General features: G+C 66.6%; 15 protein-coding genes. 6 read left to right on the forward strand and 9 right to left on the reverse strand.

The window, feature by feature from the left end:
• Positions 1 to 85 precede the first annotated feature (85 nt).
• Positions 86 to 403, reverse strand: coding sequence for a DUF2388 domain-containing protein (locus H618_RS0104845; RefSeq protein WP_028693998.1), 318 nt, complete (start codon positions 401 to 403; stop codon positions 86 to 88).
• Between the two features lie 150 nt (positions 404 to 553).
• Here H618_RS0104845 and H618_RS0104850 point away from each other — a divergent pair, with 150 nt between their 5' ends.
• The 4 genes from H618_RS0104850 to H618_RS0104865 all read left to right on the forward strand — a co-directional run bounded on the left by H618_RS0104850 (position 554) and on the right by H618_RS0104865 (position 5724).
• Positions 554 to 1441, forward strand: coding sequence for a LysR substrate-binding domain-containing protein (locus H618_RS0104850; RefSeq protein WP_028693999.1), 888 nt, complete (start codon positions 554 to 556; stop codon positions 1439 to 1441).
• A gap of 86 nt (positions 1442 to 1527) precedes the next feature.
• Positions 1528 to 2196 (forward strand): ABC transporter ATP-binding protein, encoded by a 669-nt coding sequence (locus tag H618_RS0104855; RefSeq protein ID WP_028694000.1) that lies wholly within the window; start codon positions 1528 to 1530, stop codon positions 2194 to 2196.
• Positions 2193 to 4655: an ABC transporter permease gene (locus tag H618_RS0104860; RefSeq protein ID WP_028694001.1), complete on the forward strand. Its 2463-nt coding sequence runs from the start codon at positions 2193 to 2195 to the stop codon at positions 4653 to 4655. Before H618_RS0104855 ends, H618_RS0104860 begins: the two co-directional genes overlap by 4 nt.
• Entirely contained in the window at positions 4645 to 5724 is a 1080-nt protein-coding gene (locus H618_RS0104865) for a lipocalin-like domain-containing protein (RefSeq protein ID WP_028694002.1), read from the forward strand. The genes H618_RS0104860 and H618_RS0104865 overlap by 11 nt, the downstream gene beginning before the upstream one ends.
• Before the next feature lie 15 nt (positions 5725 to 5739).
• Here H618_RS0104865 and H618_RS0104870 read toward each other — a convergent pair whose 3' ends face one another.
• Positions 5740 to 6114 carry a cupin domain-containing protein gene (locus tag H618_RS0104870; RefSeq protein ID WP_028694003.1) on the reverse strand — a complete coding sequence of 125 codons (375 nt, stop codon included), beginning with the start codon at positions 6112 to 6114 and terminating at the stop codon, positions 5740 to 5742.
• A 76-nt stretch (positions 6115 to 6190) separates the two neighbouring features.
• Positions 6191 to 7006 (reverse strand): AraC family transcriptional regulator, encoded by an 816-nt coding sequence (locus tag H618_RS0104875; RefSeq protein ID WP_028694004.1) that lies wholly within the window; start codon positions 7004 to 7006, stop codon positions 6191 to 6193.
• Between the two features lie 288 nt (positions 7007 to 7294).
• On the opposite strand from H618_RS0104875, the gene H618_RS0104880 reads away from it, so the two are divergent.
• Positions 7295 to 7492: a hypothetical protein gene (locus H618_RS0104880; RefSeq protein ID WP_028694005.1), complete on the forward strand. Its 198-nt coding sequence runs from the start codon at positions 7295 to 7297 to the stop codon at positions 7490 to 7492.
• A 31-nt stretch (positions 7493 to 7523) separates the two neighbouring features.
• Here H618_RS0104880 and H618_RS0104885 read toward each other — a convergent pair whose 3' ends face one another.
• From H618_RS0104885 to H618_RS0104905, 5 genes are all read right to left on the reverse strand, one after another.
• Positions 7524 to 8675 carry an acyl-CoA dehydrogenase family protein gene (locus tag H618_RS0104885; protein WP_028694006.1) on the reverse strand — a complete coding sequence of 384 codons (1152 nt, stop codon included), beginning with the start codon at positions 8673 to 8675 and terminating at the stop codon, positions 7524 to 7526.
• A 13-nt stretch (positions 8676 to 8688) separates the two neighbouring features.
• The gene (locus H618_RS0104890) at positions 8689 to 9759 is read right to left on the reverse strand and encodes an enoyl-CoA hydratase/isomerase family protein (protein WP_028694007.1); all 1071 of its coding nucleotides are present in this window, start codon (positions 9757 to 9759) and stop codon (positions 8689 to 8691) included.
• Positions 9760 to 9986: 227 nt separating this feature from the next.
• Entirely contained in the window at positions 9987 to 11045 is a 1059-nt protein-coding gene (locus H618_RS0104895; protein ID WP_028694008.1) for an NAD-dependent epimerase, read from the reverse strand.
• Entirely contained in the window at positions 11042 to 12391 is a 1350-nt protein-coding gene (locus tag H618_RS0104900) for a UDP-glucose dehydrogenase family protein (protein WP_028694009.1), read from the reverse strand. Before H618_RS0104900 ends, H618_RS0104895 begins: the two co-directional genes overlap by 4 nt.
• A 462-nt stretch (positions 12392 to 12853) precedes the next feature.
• A complete protein-coding gene (locus H618_RS0104905) occupies positions 12854 to 13612 on the reverse strand; it encodes a PIG-L deacetylase family protein (RefSeq protein ID WP_028694010.1) in 759 nt (252 codons plus the stop codon).
• Positions 13613 to 13784: 172 nt separating this feature from the next.
• Here H618_RS0104905 and H618_RS0104910 point away from each other — a divergent pair, with 172 nt between their 5' ends.
• On the forward strand, positions 13785 to 14864 hold the full coding sequence (locus H618_RS0104910; protein ID WP_028694011.1) for a metal-dependent hydrolase: 1080 nt from the start codon (positions 13785 to 13787) through the stop codon (positions 14862 to 14864).
• A 9-nt stretch (positions 14865 to 14873) separates the two neighbouring features.
• On the opposite strand, the gene H618_RS0104915 is transcribed toward H618_RS0104910, so the two are convergent.
• On the reverse strand, positions 14874 to 15851 hold the full coding sequence (locus tag H618_RS0104915; protein ID WP_028694012.1) for an endonuclease: 978 nt from the start codon (positions 15849 to 15851) through the stop codon (positions 14874 to 14876).
• Positions 15852 to 16323: the final 472 nt, after the last annotated feature.

Consider the following 16323-nt stretch of genomic DNA (forward strand, 5'->3'; position numbering starts at 1 on the left):
CGCCGCGCATTTCGCGGGTAAACCGCAGCGGAGAGTCCGCCGCTGCGGTTTACCCGCGAATGACCATTTGCCGCGAAGCTACGCCTTAGTTCGCAGCCAGCGGATCATCCTGCGACAGAATGGCCTGGGCCAGTTCCTCGTCGCCGATCTGCAGGCCTGGATTGGCCTGGCGCACTTGCTGCAGCGCCGACTCCACGTAGGCGCCGCGGATGGCGCCATTGCTGGCGACGAATGCCGACAGCTCATCGCGCGCCGGGATGATGCGCTTGTCATCCTTGAAGGTGGAATACAGCGAGGCCGAGATCCCGGCGGAGGTCGCGACATCACGACCATCGACACGGGCCAGGGCAGCGCCCGCCGGCAGCAAAAGCATCAAAGCAGGTACGAGCATAAGGTGACGCATGGACGTATCCTCCGAGGGGAAAAAGGTGGGGCCATCCGGCCATCCACTCCTCTGTAAGAGGCTGCGCCGTGAACTGAGTTCCCCCGGCATTGCCGCGCCCCTGCGAGCATGTTAGAACCCTGCATCGCCATTGCTGTGCTCAATGCCCCCATGCCCACCATTGCCAAATCGAATAGCGCGCTGTTCGACCTCGACCTGCTGCGCGCCGTCGTGGTGGTTGCCGACTGCGGCAGTTTCACCACCGCCGCAACCCGCCTGCACTCCACACAATCGACCATCAGCCAGAAAGTCCGGCGTCTGGAAGACATGGTCGGCCAGCGCCTGCTGGTGCGCGGCAACCGCGACGTGCTGCCCACCGACGCCGGGCAGACCTTGCTGGGCTATGCCCGGCACATGCTGGCGCTCAACGACCAGATGCTCGAAGCCCTGGCTGGAGCCCGGGTTGGCACCAGCGTGCGCCTGGGTGTGCCGGAAGACTTCGTCGGCGGCGCCACCACCAGCGCCCTGGCAGCGTTCAGTCGGCGCCAGCCGCAGGTCAAGCTGGAGGTCACCAGCGGCCTGTGCCGCGACCTCAGCCAGGCCTACGACAACGGCGAGCTGGATCTGATGCTGCTCAAGCAGCGCCGCGGCAGCCGCGAGGGCGTGGCGCGCTGGCCCGAGCGCCTGGAATGGATCGACAGCGCACGCACTCCGACCTTCGCCATCGACCCGCTGCCCTTGGTGACCTTCCCGCCGCGCGGACTGTACCGCGATGACATGATCAGCGCCCTGGAAGGGCTGGGGCGGCGCTGGCGCATCAGTTTCACCAGTTCCAGCCTCAGCGGCATTCAGGCGGCGGTGGCCGACGGCATGGGCATCAGCCTGCTGCCGCCGCGCGCCGCCGGCCCCGAGCACCGGGTGCTTGGCGCGGCCGAGGGCTTGCCGGTCATCGACAGCTACGAAATCGTCATCGTCCACCGCGCCACCGCCGACCCACTGGTCAAAGCCCTGGCCGAGGTGCTTGGCGAGCTGCTGCACGGCCAGCTCGCAGGCGCCTGATCGCACTGCCAGCGCCGCGTCGCTGTCCAAACCGGGCGCGGCCTGTGCAACGCCGTTCGCGACCCCACTGCCGCCAAGGAAGCGCCATGCTGCTGATCGAAGACCTGCACAAGCACTACCTGACCGCGCAAGGCCCGCTGCCGGTGCTGCAAGGCATCGACCTGCGCCTGGAGGCGCAAAGCAGCCTGGCCCTGATGGGTGAGTCGGGCAGCGGCAAGAGCACCTTGCTGCACCTGATTGCCGGCCTCGACAAGGCCGACCGCGGGCGCATTCTGATCCACGGCCAGGCGCTCGATGACCGCAGCGAAACCGCGCTGGCGCAGTGGCGCCGCGAGTCCATCGGCCTGGTGTTCCAGCAATACAACCTCATCCCCAGCCTCGATGTGGCCAGCAACCTGAGTTTTCAGGCGCGTCTGGCCGGGCGCCATGACCTTGCCTGGAGCCGCCACCTGGCCGAGCGGCTGGGCCTGAGCGGCCTGTTGCAGCGATACCCGGAGCAACTTTCTGGCGGCCAGCAGCAGCGCGTGGCGATTGGCCGCGCGCTGGCCCCCCGACCGCCACTGCTGCTGGCCGACGAGCCGACCGGAAGCCTCGATGAAGGCAGCAGCGAGGAGGTGCTGGCGCTGCTGCTGCAACTGATCGGCGAGGCCGGCAGCAGCGTGCTGATGGTCACCCACAGCGCGCGCATGGCCGCGCGCCTGCAACGCAGTTGTCGCTTGCAGGCCGGGCGGGTGCTGGCCGAGTCCAGGCATTGAGCGCGCTTGCGGTTGCCCTGCAGGCGCTGCTCAGCCACTGGCGCCGGCATCGCGTGCAGGGCGCGAGCATCTTTCTCGGGCTGTGCCTGGCCACCACCTTGTGGACGGGCGTGCAGGCACTGAACAGCCAGGCCCGCAACGACTACGCCCGGGCCAGCGCGGTGCTGGCTGCACCGAGCCAGGTGCACCTGCAACCGCGTACCGGTCAGCCTCTTTCCCAAGCGTTGTACTTGCAGCTGCGCAGCCTCGGCTGGGCGGTCAGCCCAGTGCTGGAGGGGCGGCTGGCGATGGCCGGGCAGGGCGCGCCCAGCCTGCGCCTGATCGGCATCGAGCCGCTGACCCTGCCGCGCAACCTGAGCCTGGCTGGCAGCAGCGCCCAGGACTTGGACGTGCAGGCCTTCATCGGCCCGCCGGGGCAAGCCTGGATTGGCCCCGACACCCTGCGCCGGCTTGGCCTGGCGCCTGGGCAGAGCGCGCTCAGCGCCCAGGGCCTGGCCTTGCCGCCGCTGCACATGCAGGCCGAGCTGGCGCCTGGGGTGGTGCTGCTCGACATCGGCCAGGCGCAACGCCTGCTGCAAGCCCCCGGGCAAGTGTCGCGGCTGTTGCTCGATGGTCCGCCGCGCACCTTGCCCAAGGAGCTTGCGTCCTGGCTTGAGCTTGCTTCAGGCAGTGACGAGGGCGACCTGCAGCGGCTCACCGAGAGCTTTCACCTCAACCTCAGCGCACTGGGTTTGCTGGCCTTCGTGGTCGGCCTGTTCATCGCCCATGCGGCCATTGGCCTGGCCCTGGAGCAACGCCGCGGGCTGATCCGCACCTTGCGCGCCTGCGGGGTCAGCCTGCGCACGGTGCTGCTGGCCTTGAGCCTGGAGCTGGGCGCCTTCGCCGTGCTCGGCGGGCTGCTCGGCGTGGCCGGCGGCTATCTGCTGGCCGCCGCGCTGTTGCCGGATTTTGCCGCCAGCGTGCGTGGCCTGTATGGCGCGCAAGTGGCCGGGCACTTGAGCCTGCCGGCCAGCTGGTGGGCCACTGGCGTGCTGGTCAGCGTGGTCGGCGCCTTGCTCGCCGGCGCCAGTGCGGTGCTGCGCGCCGCGCGCCTGCCGCTGCTGGCCCTGGCCCAGGCGCAGGCCTGGCGCCGCGCGCAGGGGCCGTGGCTGCGCCGCCAGGCCCTCGCGGCACTGGGCCTGGGCCTGCTGGCGCTGGGTTGCTGGTACTGGGGCGCGAGCCTGCCGAGTGCCTTCACCTTGCTCGCCAGCCTACTGTTGGCGGCGGCGCTGGCATTGCCATTGCTGCTCGATAGAGTGCTGGCAGGCTTGGGCCACTGGGCGCGGCGCCCGCTGGCGCAATGGTTCGTCGCCGACAGCCGGCAACAACTGCCGGCGCTGAGCCTGGCGCTGATGGCCCTGCTTCTGGCACTGGCCGCAAGCGTGGGTGTGGGCAGCATGACCGAGGGCTTTCGCAGCACCTTCAATGGCTGGCTGGAACAGCGCTTGTCCGCCGACCTGTACCTGACCCCAGGCGACAGCGACCAGGCTGCCAGCATCGATCAGTGGCTCGGCGAGCAGCCGGCGGTGACCCTGCGCCTGCCTACCTGGCGCAGTGAAATCAATGTCCAGGGCTGGCCGGCGCAGCTGCAAGGAGTGCTCGATGTGCCTTGGTATCGCCAGCATTGGCCGCTGCTCAGCCACAGCAGTGACGCCTGGACAGCGCTAGCCGAGGGCCGCGGCGTAATGCTCAGCGAGCAACTGGCGCGGCGCCTGCACGTGGGGCTGGGCGAGCGCCTGAACCTGCCGCTGCAACCGGCGGCCAGCCTGCGCGTGGTCGGCCTGTATGCCGACTATGGCAACCCCAAGGGGCATATCCTGCTCAACGCCGGTTGGCTGCGCGCGCACTGGCCGCAGGCCAGCCTCAGTGGCATCGCGTTGAATGTCGCGCCGGGGCAGTTGCCGGTCCTGCAAGCCCAACTGCGTGAACGCTTCGCCCTGGACGACAGCCGCATGGTCGAACAGGCCAGCCTCAAAGCCTGGTCGAGCGAGGTGTTCACCCGCACCTTCGCCGCCACCACCGCGCTCAATGGCCTGACCCTGGGCATCGCCGGGGTGGCCCTGCTGCTGGGCTTACTGACCCTGGCCCAGAGCCGGCTAGGGCAGCTGGCGCCGCTCTGGGCCCTGGGCGTGTCGCGGCCCAGGCTGGTGCTGCTGTCGCTGGCGCAGACCCTGCTGCTCGCGACCCTCACCGTGCTGCTGGCCTTGCCCTTGGGCGTGCTGCTGGCCTGGTGCCTGGTGGCGGTGGTCAACGTCCAGGCGTTCGGCTGGCGCTTGCCGCTGCATGTGTTTCCCCAGCAGTTGCTGCAACTGGCCGGGCTTGGCCTGGGCACCAGCCTGCTGGCCAGCGCCTGGCCGCTGTGGCAACTGGCGCGGCAATGTCCGGTGGATTTGTTGAGGCAATTTTGTGATGAACGCTAAGGGTGTGTGCACGCTGCTGCTGGGATTGGTGCTGAGCGCTTGCGATCAGCCGGCTGCACCGCCGGCCAGCTATGCAGGTCTTGGCCAGGACGCCGCCGCCTTTGCCCAGGTGCAGCGCGGCCAGCCGCTGGTGTTCCCGCGCGACCACGGCGCCCATGATGGCTTTCGGATCGAATGGTGGTACGTCACCGCCAACCTGTACGACGTGCAGGGCCGCGACTGGGGCGCGCAGTGGACGCTGTTCCGCTCGGCCCTGCGCCCTGGCGCGGAAACCGGCGACTGGAGCAGCCCCAACCTGTGGATGGCCCACGCCGCCCTGACCGGCCCGGGCGGGCATCAGTCGGCCGAACGCCTGGCCCGCGGCGGCATCAGCCAGGCCGGGGTGAGCGCTGAGCCGTTTCGCGCCTGGATCGATGACTGGACGCTGGCCGGTGACGCCGCCATCGCCCGGCTGAACATGCGCGCCCATGGCGAGGGTTTTGCCTACGACCTCGATCTGTCCACCCAGCGCCCGCTGGTGCTGCACGGTGACGCCGGCTACAGCGAGAAATCCGGGCACGGCCAGGCGTCGTACTACTACAGCCAGCCGTTCTACCGGGTGAGCGGGGTGATCGAGCGCGCCGGGCAGTGTCTTGCGGTGCGCGGCAACGCCTGGCTCGACCGGGAATGGAGCAGCCAGCCGCTGGCAGAGGGGCAGTCTGGCTGGGACTGGTTTTCCCTGCACCTGGACAGCGGCGCCAAGCTGATGCTGTTTCAGGTACGCCAGGATCACCAGGCGCCGTATCGCGCCGGCACCTGGATCAGCGCCGATGGCCGCAGTCAGGCGCTCGGCGGCGAGCAGATCGAGCTGCAACCCCTGGCCTGGACCCGCCAGGACGGCGGCCAGCGCGTGCCGACCCGCTGGCGCGTGCAGGTCCCTGGCAAAGGCCTGGACATCGAGGTTCAGGCCCTGCAACCCAAGGCCTGGATGAACACCCGCTTCGCCTACTGGGAAGGCCCGCTGCAGGTGCAGGGCAGTAGCGCTGGGCGGGGGTATCTGGAGATGACCGGCTACGCTGCCGAGCCCTAGAGGGCGGGGGCGGGTTCAGATCCACACATCGTTGTTCGCCGTGCGTTCGCCGCCCTCATGGCCGGTGTTGAGTACCCCGCGCGGTTCGATCATCAGCAGGCGTGCCTCGCCCTCGGCGGCGGTGCGGTGGCTGATACCGCGCGGCACGACGAACAACTCGCCGGGCGCGACGTAGACCGGGCCGTGTTCGAAGTCGATGCGCAGCGTGCCGTCGAGGACGATGAACGCCTCGTCGGTTTCCGGGTGGTCATGCCAGATGAATTCGCCCTCGATGCGCACCACCTTGAACTGGTAGTCGTTGAGTTCGGCGATCACCCGTGGTGACCATTGCCGGTCGATCAGAGCGGCTTTGTGCAAGGGGTTGACCGGGGTCGGTACTGGCGTGTGCATGGAGCGTCCTCAGGGGCATGAAATGAGGCGCCAGAGTAAGCGGCTCGCGGCGGCCATTCTTGTACGATCCTGCAAGTCAGCCGCGCAGGCGCTGCAACCAGCGCGCCGGTGAAACCCCATAGGCCCGGGTGAAATAGCGGGTCATGTGGCTCTGGTCGTGAAAGCCTGCTGCCAGCGCCGCGTCGACCAGGCTGAAACCGTCCAGCAGCAGTGCCCTGACTCGATCCAGCCGGCGCAGGGTCACGTAGCGGTAAGGGCTGGTGCCGTACAGCGCGCGAAAGTCCCGCGACAGGCTCCAGCGCTCGCGGCCACTGACCTGCTCCAGTGCTTCGAGGGTAATGTCCTGCTCGGCGTGTTCGAGGATGAACCCGCGTGCGCGTTCGGCCGCCTGGAAATCGGGGCGCTTGCGCCCGCGCGGCTTGCCGGCCACCGCACGTAGGGCCACGGCCAGGTCGTACAGCGCATCCTGTTCCTCCAGGGCCTGCAAGGGATGCTCAAGAGCCTGCACGAACACCTGGCTGGCGCAGCGCAGGCGCAGGTCATCGGACAGCCCGCCACGAATGTACGGCAGCGTCTCGCCGCCCAGTACCTGCTGGACCGACGCAGGGTCGATGTAGGCCATGCGATAGCGAAAGCCAGCGTCGCTGCCCGCCATGCCGTCGTGCAGTTCATCCGGGTGCAGCACCATGGTCGCGCCGGGCAGGCTGTGGCGCAGTGCGCCGGTGTAATGAAAGCTCTGCACCCCGGCCAGGGTCTGGCCGATGGCATAAGTGTCATGGCGGTGCGGGTCGTAGCCATGCCCGCCGAACCACGCCTCGATGCGTTCGATGCCGCCAGGCGGACTGTGCCGGCGGACCCAGTCGCGGGGGGAAGGAAGGTCATGCCCAGGCATGGTGGATTCTCGATAGAGGATGGGAGGCTCGATAACAGCTGACGGTTTACCGCAGCGCCGTGAATAAGCCAAGCCGCACTGCACCCGGCGATAGCGATTGGGCCTGGGCTCAACCCCGGCTGTCGTTGCGGGTGGCCATGCGTTTGCAGGTCCTCCAGCGGCGCTGTCACTCGAATGGATCGGCCAGGTGCGACTGTGCTATCCACTCGTCGCCTCATCATTAGTCAGCTTGAAGGTTTAACAGAGTCTGGCTAATAGTGAGGGCATTGCCAGGGGGAGGCTAAGAGAATGCAACAGCGATTCGTCATCGTGCCCGCATTGCCGATGGAAAAGGATGTGTTTCAGCGCAAGGCTCAGGCCTGGAGCGGCGCGCCGGTGGCGCGCTTCGATCTCTACGACAATCAGGAAAAACAGCGCCTGACGCTGAGTCTGCAAAGCCGCCCAGACGCCGAGGCGGAGTGTTTCCGGCGCAATGGCTCGGGCTGAGTCCAGTGCGCCGTTTCAGCGCAGCGCCGATTTACAGCGGATAGTGCTTGAGCTCGCGGGCGATCAGCATCCGCTGAATTTCGCTCGAACCTTCGTAGATTTGTGTGATCCGCGCGTCGCGGTAGTAGCGCTCGACCGGGTAATCCTCCAGGTAGCCGTACCCGCCATGCACCTGAATCGCCATGGAACACACCCGCTCGGCCATTTCTGAAGCGAACAGCTTGGCCTGGGACGCCTCCGACAGGCATGGCTTGCCGGCGCTGCGCAGGCGGGCAGCATGCAGAATCAGCAACCGCGCGGCATTGACCTGCACCTGCATGTCGGCCAGCAGGTTGGCGATGCTCTGGTGCTCATTGATCGGCTTGCCGAACTGCACCCGGTCGCGGGCGTACACCAACGCCGCTTCGAAGGCTGCGCGGGCGATGCCCAGGGCCTGGGCAGCGATGCCGATACGCCCGCCTTCCAGATTCGACAAGGCAATCGCCAGGCCCTTGCCGCGCTCACCCAGCAGATTGGCTGCAGGAATGCGGCAGTCGTCCAGGCTCACTGCGCAGGTGTCGCTGGCGCGGATGCCCATCTTGTGTTCGCTGCGCTCGACCTTGAACCCGGGGTTGTCGGTCGGCACCAGAAACGCCGACAGGCCTTTTTTGCCCAGTTCCGGATCGGTCACGGCAAACACGATCGCCAGCCCCGCACGGCGGGCATTGCTGACGAACTGCTTGGCACCGTTGAGCACCCATTCATCCCCCACGCGTTCGGCGCGGGTGCGCAGGTTGTGCGCCTCGGAGCCGGCCTGTGGCTCGGTCAGGCAGAAACAGCCAATCACCTCGCCGCTGGCCAGGCGCGGCAACCAGGCCTGTTGCTGCTCGGCGCTGCCATAGGCCAGCAGCGGACCACAGCCGACCGAATTGTGAATGCTCATCAACGCCCCGGTGGCGCCATCAGCGACGGAAATTTCCTCGACCGCCAGGGCATAGGCCACGTAGTCGGTGTAGCTGCCGCCGTGCTCTTCCGGCACGACCATGCCCAGCAGGCCCAGCTCACCCATACTGCGCACCACGCCATCGTCGATCCACGCAGCTTTTTCCCAGGCCTGGGCGTTCGGGGCGATTTCGTTGCGGGCAAAATCGCGCGCCATGTCGCGGATCATGATTTGCTCTTCGTTCAATTCCAGGTCTTGCATGGCTGCCTCCGGCTCACAGGCCGTCGAAGAATCGGTTGACCTGCGCCGGGGTAACGTCGGCGGGGCGTGGCGGGTTCCAGCGCGGTTGTTTGTCCTTGTCGATGATCAGTGCACGGACCCCTTCGATGATGTCGCCGTGGGCGAACCACTGGCGGTCGACGTGCAGTTCCTGGGCAAAGCATTGCTCCAGATTCAACTGGCGGCCGCGGCGCAGCAGTTCCAGCGTCACTGCCATGGCCAGCGGCGAGCGCTGTTCCAGCAGGTCGGCGGTGGCCAGCGCCCACTCATGGCTGCTGCCGAGGTTGACCGCGCGTAGTTGTTCGATGATCGACGGCACATCGGGCAAGGCGAAGTAGTGGTCGATGGCCGGGCGCAGTTCGGCCAGCGGCGGCGCTTCGAGAATCTGCTGGCCGAGCCTGGCCAGCAGGCCTTGCAGATCCTTGAGCGGATGGTCGCCGAAGCTCAGTTGCTCAAGGCCACTGTCCAGTGCCGCCAGCGCCTCGCTGTGCACATACCAGTCGGCCAGGCCGCAGTACAGCGCATCGGCGGCGGCGATCTGCGTGCCGCTAACGCCCAGGTAGATGCCCAGCTCGCCGGGCAGGCGCGAAAGGAAGTAGCTGCCGCCAACATCCGGGAAATAGCCGATGCCGACCTCCGGCATGCCCAGCCGGCTGCGCTCGGTGACGATGCGCAGATCGCAGCCCTGGGCCAGGCCCATGCCACCGCCCAGGGTGAAGCCGTCCATCAGCACCAGCAGCGGCTTGGGGTAGCGGTGCAGGGTCAGGTCGAGGGCGTATTCCTCGACGAAGAAGGTTTCGTGCAGGGTGTCTCCGGCCTTGTAGCTGTCGTGCAGCGAGCGGATGTCACCACCGGCGCAGAAGCCCTTGGGCCCTTCGCCGCGCAGCATCACCGCGAGCACCTCAGGGTCGTGCCGCCAAGCGTCGAGTTGGCGCTGCAGGCTGCGCACCATGTCCAGGGTCAGGGCATTGAGCCCGGCGGGGCGGTTGAGGGTGAGGTGGCCGATGCGGTTGCGCACCGTGGCCTGAACGTGACTGGCCTGCAACGGTGGGATGGACGCGGTCATGGTGATCTCCCTGCCTTGTTATTGATTGATCCGAATGATGCCCGCGGTCTGGCGGGCCGGCGGCGCAGAGTAGCAGGCCGATGCTTGCACGCGCATTTGCGCCGCACAATCGACAAATATGCAGCGCATCCATGCATATTTGCCCGGTTGCCTGCATGAGGCTGGCCGCTGCAACTGTGACACTCGGCGGGCGGGGATTGCTGAATCGACTGCGCGGCTGGCTTGGATCAGAAACGAAAACGTCCACGCGCGTAGTGGTGGTTGAACCAGGCGACGAAGCGCCCGAGCCCTTCGTCGAGCGAAACCTGCGGGCTGAAGCCAGTCACCTCGGCCAGGTCGCAGGCATCGGCGCAGGTGCTCAGCACATCGCCCGGTTGCAGCGGCAGTAGCTCGATGTGCGCAACGCGCTGCAGGTGCTTTTCCAGCAGGGCGACGTAGTCGAGCAATTGCACCGGGCGCTGTCCGCCGATGTTGTACAGGCGCCACGGCGCGTGACTGCTGGCAGGGTCCGGGGCGTGCGGGTTCCACTCAAGGTTACTGGCCGGCGGCGACACTGGCATCAGCCGTACCAGGCTCTCGACGATGTCGTCGATGTAGGTGAAGTCGCGCTGGTGGCGGCCTTGGTTGAACAGCTGAATCGGCCGGCCTTCGCTGATCGCCCGGGCGAACAGCATCGGCGACATGTCCGGCCGGCCCCACGGGCCGTACACGGTGAACAGGCGCAGGCCGCTGCAGGGGATACCGAACAGGTGGCTGTAGCTGTGGGCCATGGCCTCGTTGGCCTTCTTGGTTGCCGCGTACAGCGACAGCGGGTGGTCGACGCCATCCTGCACCCGATACGGCGTGCGCATATTGGCGCCGTACACCGAGCTGGATGAGGCGTACAGCAGATGCCTGACCGGGTTGCGTCGACAGCCCTCGAGCACGTTGAGAAAGCCGGCCAGGTTGCTGTCCAGATAGGCGTGGGGGTTTTGCAGCGAATAGCGCACCCCCGCCTGCGCGGCCAGGTGAATCACCACCTCGGGGCGCTGACTGGCGAACAGGCTGGCGACACCATCGCGGTCGGCCAGGTTGAGGCTGTCGAGGGTCAGCTTGCCCACCCAGACCCCATCGATCAGGTTGCTGCTGGCCTCGCGGCGCACCCACTGCACCCGCGCATGCTTGAGCGCCGGGTCGTAGTAATCGTTGAAATTGTCGATGCCGTGTACGTCGTGACCCTCGAGCAACAGTCGCCTGCAGGTGTGCGCGCCGATGAACCCGGCCACACCGGTGAGCAGCACTTTCATTGCCCAGCCGCCTGTGTCGGCAGCGCATTGCGGCCGATACCGCTGTAACGCAGGCCATGAGCGGCGACCTGGGCCGGGTCATAGAGGTTGCGTCCGTCGACGATCAGGCGCTCGCGCAGCTTGCCTGCCAGCATGGCGAAGTCGACCACGCGAAAGTGCTTCCATTCGGTGCAGATCACCAGCGCATCGGCATCCTGCACGGTGTCGTCGCGGGTGGCGCACAGGTGCAGGTCGGGGCGGTAGCCATACAGCCTGCGGCACTCGTCCATCGCCTGCGGGTCGTAGGCACGCACGCTGGCGCCGGCGGCCCAGAGGGCTTCGATCAGGTAGCGGCTGGGCGCTTCGCGCATGTCGTCGGTATTGGGCTTGAAGGCCAGCCCCCAGACTGCGATGGACTTGCCCTTGAGCGCGCCCAAATGCTGCTGCAGCTTGCTGAACAGCACCTGACGCTGGCGGTCGTTGACCTCGCTGACGCTTTGCAGCAAGTGCAACGGCATGCCGCGCTCACGGGCGCTGTGCAGCAAGGCGCGCAGGTCCTTGGGAAAGCACGAGCCGCCAAAACCGCAGCCGGGATAGATGAAGTGGTAGCCGATGCGCGGGTCCGAGCCGATGCCCTTGCGCACCGCCTCGATGTCGGCGCCCAGTCGCTCGCTGAGGTTGGCCAGCTCGTTCATGAAACTGATGCGCGTGGCGAGCATCGCGTTGGCGGCGTACTTGCTCAGCTCGGCGCTGCGATTGTCCATGAACATGAGCTTTTCATGGTTGCGGCAGAACGGTGCGTAGAGCTGGCCGAGCACTGTGCGGGTGTGCGCATCGCTGCAGCCAAGGATGATCCGGTCTGGGCGCATGCAGTCGGCCAGGGCGCTGCCTTCCTTGAGAAACTCAGGGTTCGACACCACGTGCATGTCCAGATGCGCCTTGCCCAGACGGCGCAACTCGGCGCGGGCCAGTGCCAGCACCTGGTCGGCGGTGCCGACCGGCACCGTCGACTTGATCACCAGAATGCATGCGGCCTCCATCAGTGCGGCGATCTGCCGGGTCACCTCGAGCACGTGGGAAAGGTCGGCCGAGCCGTCTTCATCCGGTGGGGTGCCGACCGCGATGAACAGCAATTGAGCGTGGGCCACAGCGTCGCTTGCCTGGGTGCTGAAGGCCAGGTTGCCATTGTGCAGATTGGCTTCCAGCACCTCCGACAGCCCCGGCTCACTGATCGGCGGTACGCCTTGGTTGAGCTGTTCGATCTTGTGCGCATCGACATCCACGCACAGCACCCGGTGGCCGACATCCGCCAGAGCCGCCGCTTGTACCAGTCCCACATAACCGCTGCCAAAAACGCTCACGTCCACGTCGCGTGCCTCGAAGGTCAAGTCAGGAAGGGGGAACAGACGGGTTGAAGGGTTATAGCTGAGGAATGCGGCTATGCGTCAAAACAATGGCATTCTTCGACGCGAGAACGAGTGGAACACTGGGCTGAATGGCCAATAAAAGCTGGCCAATCCGTCACTTAGCGCGACAAGCGAATGACTCAATCAATGCGATCAGCCGACCAACGGTTGTAAGTCACTGATTAATAGAGCGTGGCTGGCGTGATTGAAACGGCCGTACGCACTTCATCGCACCACCCATCAGGGAGTGGAATGGCGCCGCTAATTTGACGGATTTTACACCTGGCTTTATTTCAGGCGTGCGATGGTTGCGGTGCAATTGTGTGAATCGCGTGCAGGCGGGAAGGCGAGCTGATCTGCCGCCACGCCTGTTCAAGCGCTGGGCAGTGCAGACGATGGTCGTTCAGCTGAGCACTGTAAGGCTCAGAGAAAAATCAGCTCGAAGGGTTGCAGCAGGCAGTCGAGCAGCGTCGCCGGGATCACCGGCGGGCGATCGTCGTCGGCGCTCAGCTGGCTGGCGTGGGCGTTGATCGCCTGACGCTTGCGCGCGATCCGCGCATCGTCGAGCTGGATGCGCCTGGCCCGCGCCCACGGCAGGCGGCTGTCGTCGGCACTGGCCCAGTGCCAGGCCCATATCGGCACTTCGGCCAAATGGGCACCCCGCGCCTGGGCCGCCTGGGCACCGGCGCGGCCGATGGCTTCGTGGTCGCAATGGCCATCGTTGCGCCAAGGCACCATCAGCAGGTCGTCGGGCTTGAGCAACTGGCTAAGGTGATTGACCAGGTACGCCTCGTCGCGCTGCACGCCGCCGTCCTTGAGGCTCAGGCGGCGCCAGTCGAGGCGGTTGAGGTCGAGGTTGAGCGCCTGCAAGGCATGCCGGCTTTCCAGTGGCCGCTGATGGCGCAGACGCCGCTCGCTCCACTGCTGCGAATCGGGGTGGCTGCCCTCGCCATCGGTGGCGGAAATCAGCAGCAGGTCGTCCTCACGGCCGGCAAAACCTGCCAGCAGGCCCCCGGCCATGAGGATTTCATCGTCTGGATGCGGCGCCACCAGCACCAGGCGCCGACCCGGCGGGCACAGCTGCAGCGGGTCGATCCAGGCTGCGCGGGCCAGGTGAGCGCAGTGCTGCCACTGCTGCCACGGCGTGCCCAGGCTGGTGTTGATCAGGTTATCGTCGCTCATGGTTGACCAGACTCCAGGACAAGGCAGGTCTCTGCCGGGGCGTTGTTGCTTCAGAGGCTGCCGGCTGCGGTGGAGTTCAACCGCTGCGACGCGACGCCCGGCGGCAGAAGGTTTTGCACCGCTGGCCTGATCCGGGTAGCGTGCCTGCAGACTGATCAGGAAGCCTTCCCCTATGGATTCAATCACCCAGGCGCTGCTCGGTGCTGCGCTGCAAGGCGCGCTGCTGGGCCGTATTCAAGGGCGCCGCGCGCTGCTGTACGGCGCGGCGCTGGCCACCGTGCCGGATCTGGACGTGTTCATCCGCTACGCCGATCCGGTCTCGCAGATGACCTTCCACCGTGGTTTCACCCACTCACTGTTCGTGCTCACCGCCCTGGCCCTGGCCTTGTCCACGCTGGTGATGGCCGTGGCCCGCTGGCGCTGGCCCGACCACGGCTACCGATGGCCACGGCTGATGCTGACCTTCTGGCTGGTGCTGGTGACCCACCCGTTGCTCGATGCCTTCACGGTCTATGGCACGCAGCTGCTGTGGCCGCTCGGGGTGACGCCGCAAAGCTGGGCGGCGGTATTCATCGTTGACCCGGTGTACAGCGTGCCGCTGCTGCTGACCGTGCTGTATGCCGCAGTGCGCGGCTTGGGCCTGCGCGCACGGCAGTGGCTGGGCGTGGCACTGGTGTTCAGCACGGTCTACCTGGGCTTCGGCCTGGCCGGACGCATGGCCGCCGAGCAGCGCTTGCAGGCGGCGCTGGAGGCACAAGGGGTGGCGGTGAGCGAGGTCAAGGCGGTGCCGATGGCGTTCACCAGCCTGGTCTGGCGGGTGCTGGCCAAGACCCCGGACGGCGACTACATCGAAGCGGTAAGCAGCGTTCTGGACCGCGCTGCACCCGAGATGCAGCGCCTGTCACGGCACGTTGAAGACGCACGGCTGCTCGATGGGGTGATGCTGCACGAGCGCCTGCGCTGGTTCACCGACGACTGGCTGCGCTACGACATCATTGGCGATGCGCTGGTGGTCACCGACCTGCGCATGGGCACGCCGGGCAACTACAACTTCCGCTTCCAGATGGCCCGGCGCGACGCGCAGGGCCAGTGGCAGGCCGTCACCCCGTCGCGCTGGCGCGATGAGGCGGGGCGCTCGATGTTCGACCGCGAGCAACTGACGCTGATCTGGCGGCGTATCTTCGCCGCGCAGCCGCCGCTACCGCTGGCGGCCTGGCAGACCCAGTACCTGGGTACGCAAGGCGTGCCCTGACGCGCGGGTCTAGCGGCAGTTGCCGGCTTTCTTGTAACCCTGGGCCTGCGCCTGGGCTTCGGACTCGAAGCTGATGCGGTTCTTCGCCGCGACCTGGGAGTAGGACGGGCAGCCAGTGGGCAGGTGATACACGTGGCTGTTCTGGTTGCCGATGATGCTGGCGGCCGTCGCACCCCGGGTGTCGGCCTTGGCGCTGGCCTGCACGCCGGCATTTGCCGGGCTGCTGCTGGCGGCGCTGGCACTCAGGCCATCGCCCACTGGGCGGTAGCCCTGGCTCCACTGCCGCGCGCCGCTGACGAACGGGTTGCCGTGGCCCATGACCGCGGCGATGCGTTGGTCGCGCTGACGTTCCCAGGCACTGACCGGGTACTGCTTGTCCCAGGCCATCAGCAGGCGCTGCTGCTGGTTGGACATGTTCAGCTTGTAGCGATCGAACATATAGAACGTGGTGCGCGCCACCAGGCCTTTGACCTCGTCGCGTGGCTCGGCGGTGCGCTGCTGGAAGTCGATGCGTGTCTTGCACTGGCCGTATTGCGGCGCCACGCCCGAGACCATGCCGTAGTTGAAGTTGCTGCGGTCACCATTGACCTCGCCCACGGCCGGGTAAAGGTTGAACAGATCGGCTTCCATGGCGCGGAACACCGGGTCGTTGTCGACACACTGCTTGCGCCCGCCGTTCTGCCAGCACTGGCGCTGATGGCCGAAGGTCCAGGCCGGCACGATGTGTTCCCATTCGGTGCGCTCGGCGCGGTTCTGCTGCTTGCGCGCGCTCAGGCCGCACGAAGCAGGGTCGATACGCCCGCCCGACTTGCCGACCCAGCTCCACTGGCAACCACAATACAGATCGCCCGTGGCACTGCTGGCCTGATCGAGGTAGACCTGCTGCTTGGCGACCACTTTGGCTTGGGTGAAGGTGTCGGGCGGGCTGGCGAAGGCGGGGAGGATGACAGCGAGGCTCAGGGTTACAGCGGACAACAATCGATTCATGGGTCAACGCGGATCAGAAAAATGGGCGGCCATTATAGGTGTGATGGTGGGTTAGGGGAGTTTCCATACCACAGGAATTGCTTTGAGCGAGATGACCGCTGAATCCACTGGGCAGACATCCGTTTGATGCACGGTATGGTATTGATTCTTAGGTCGCAGGTTTCGCCTTGCGGCGACCCCCTTTTTGGGGAAAAAGGGGGGAAAACCCAGTGCTCCACTAGCCGGCCCTGCACTGCGCTGCGCTCCGTTCCGGGTTCCCTGCGTTCCGGCACTCTTCGGGCCAGCGCGGGCAAGGGTTGCTGCGCAACCCTCACACCTCGCGTCCTCGGCTACGCCTCGGGTGCGCTGCGCGCACGGCCCTACGAGCACCTCCTCTCCGGCCGGCTACAGTCGCGGTCTGTGGCGCCTGAGCGGTCGGAGTACAAAAGCCCCGGTCGGATGTGGCAGCAACCCGTCATGAGACCGATTCCAA

The sequence above is a fragment of the Pseudomonas cremoricolorata DSM 17059 = NBRC 16634 genome (assembly GCF_000425745.1).
Classification (GTDB): domain Bacteria; phylum Pseudomonadota; class Gammaproteobacteria; order Pseudomonadales; family Pseudomonadaceae; genus Aquipseudomonas; species Aquipseudomonas cremoricolorata.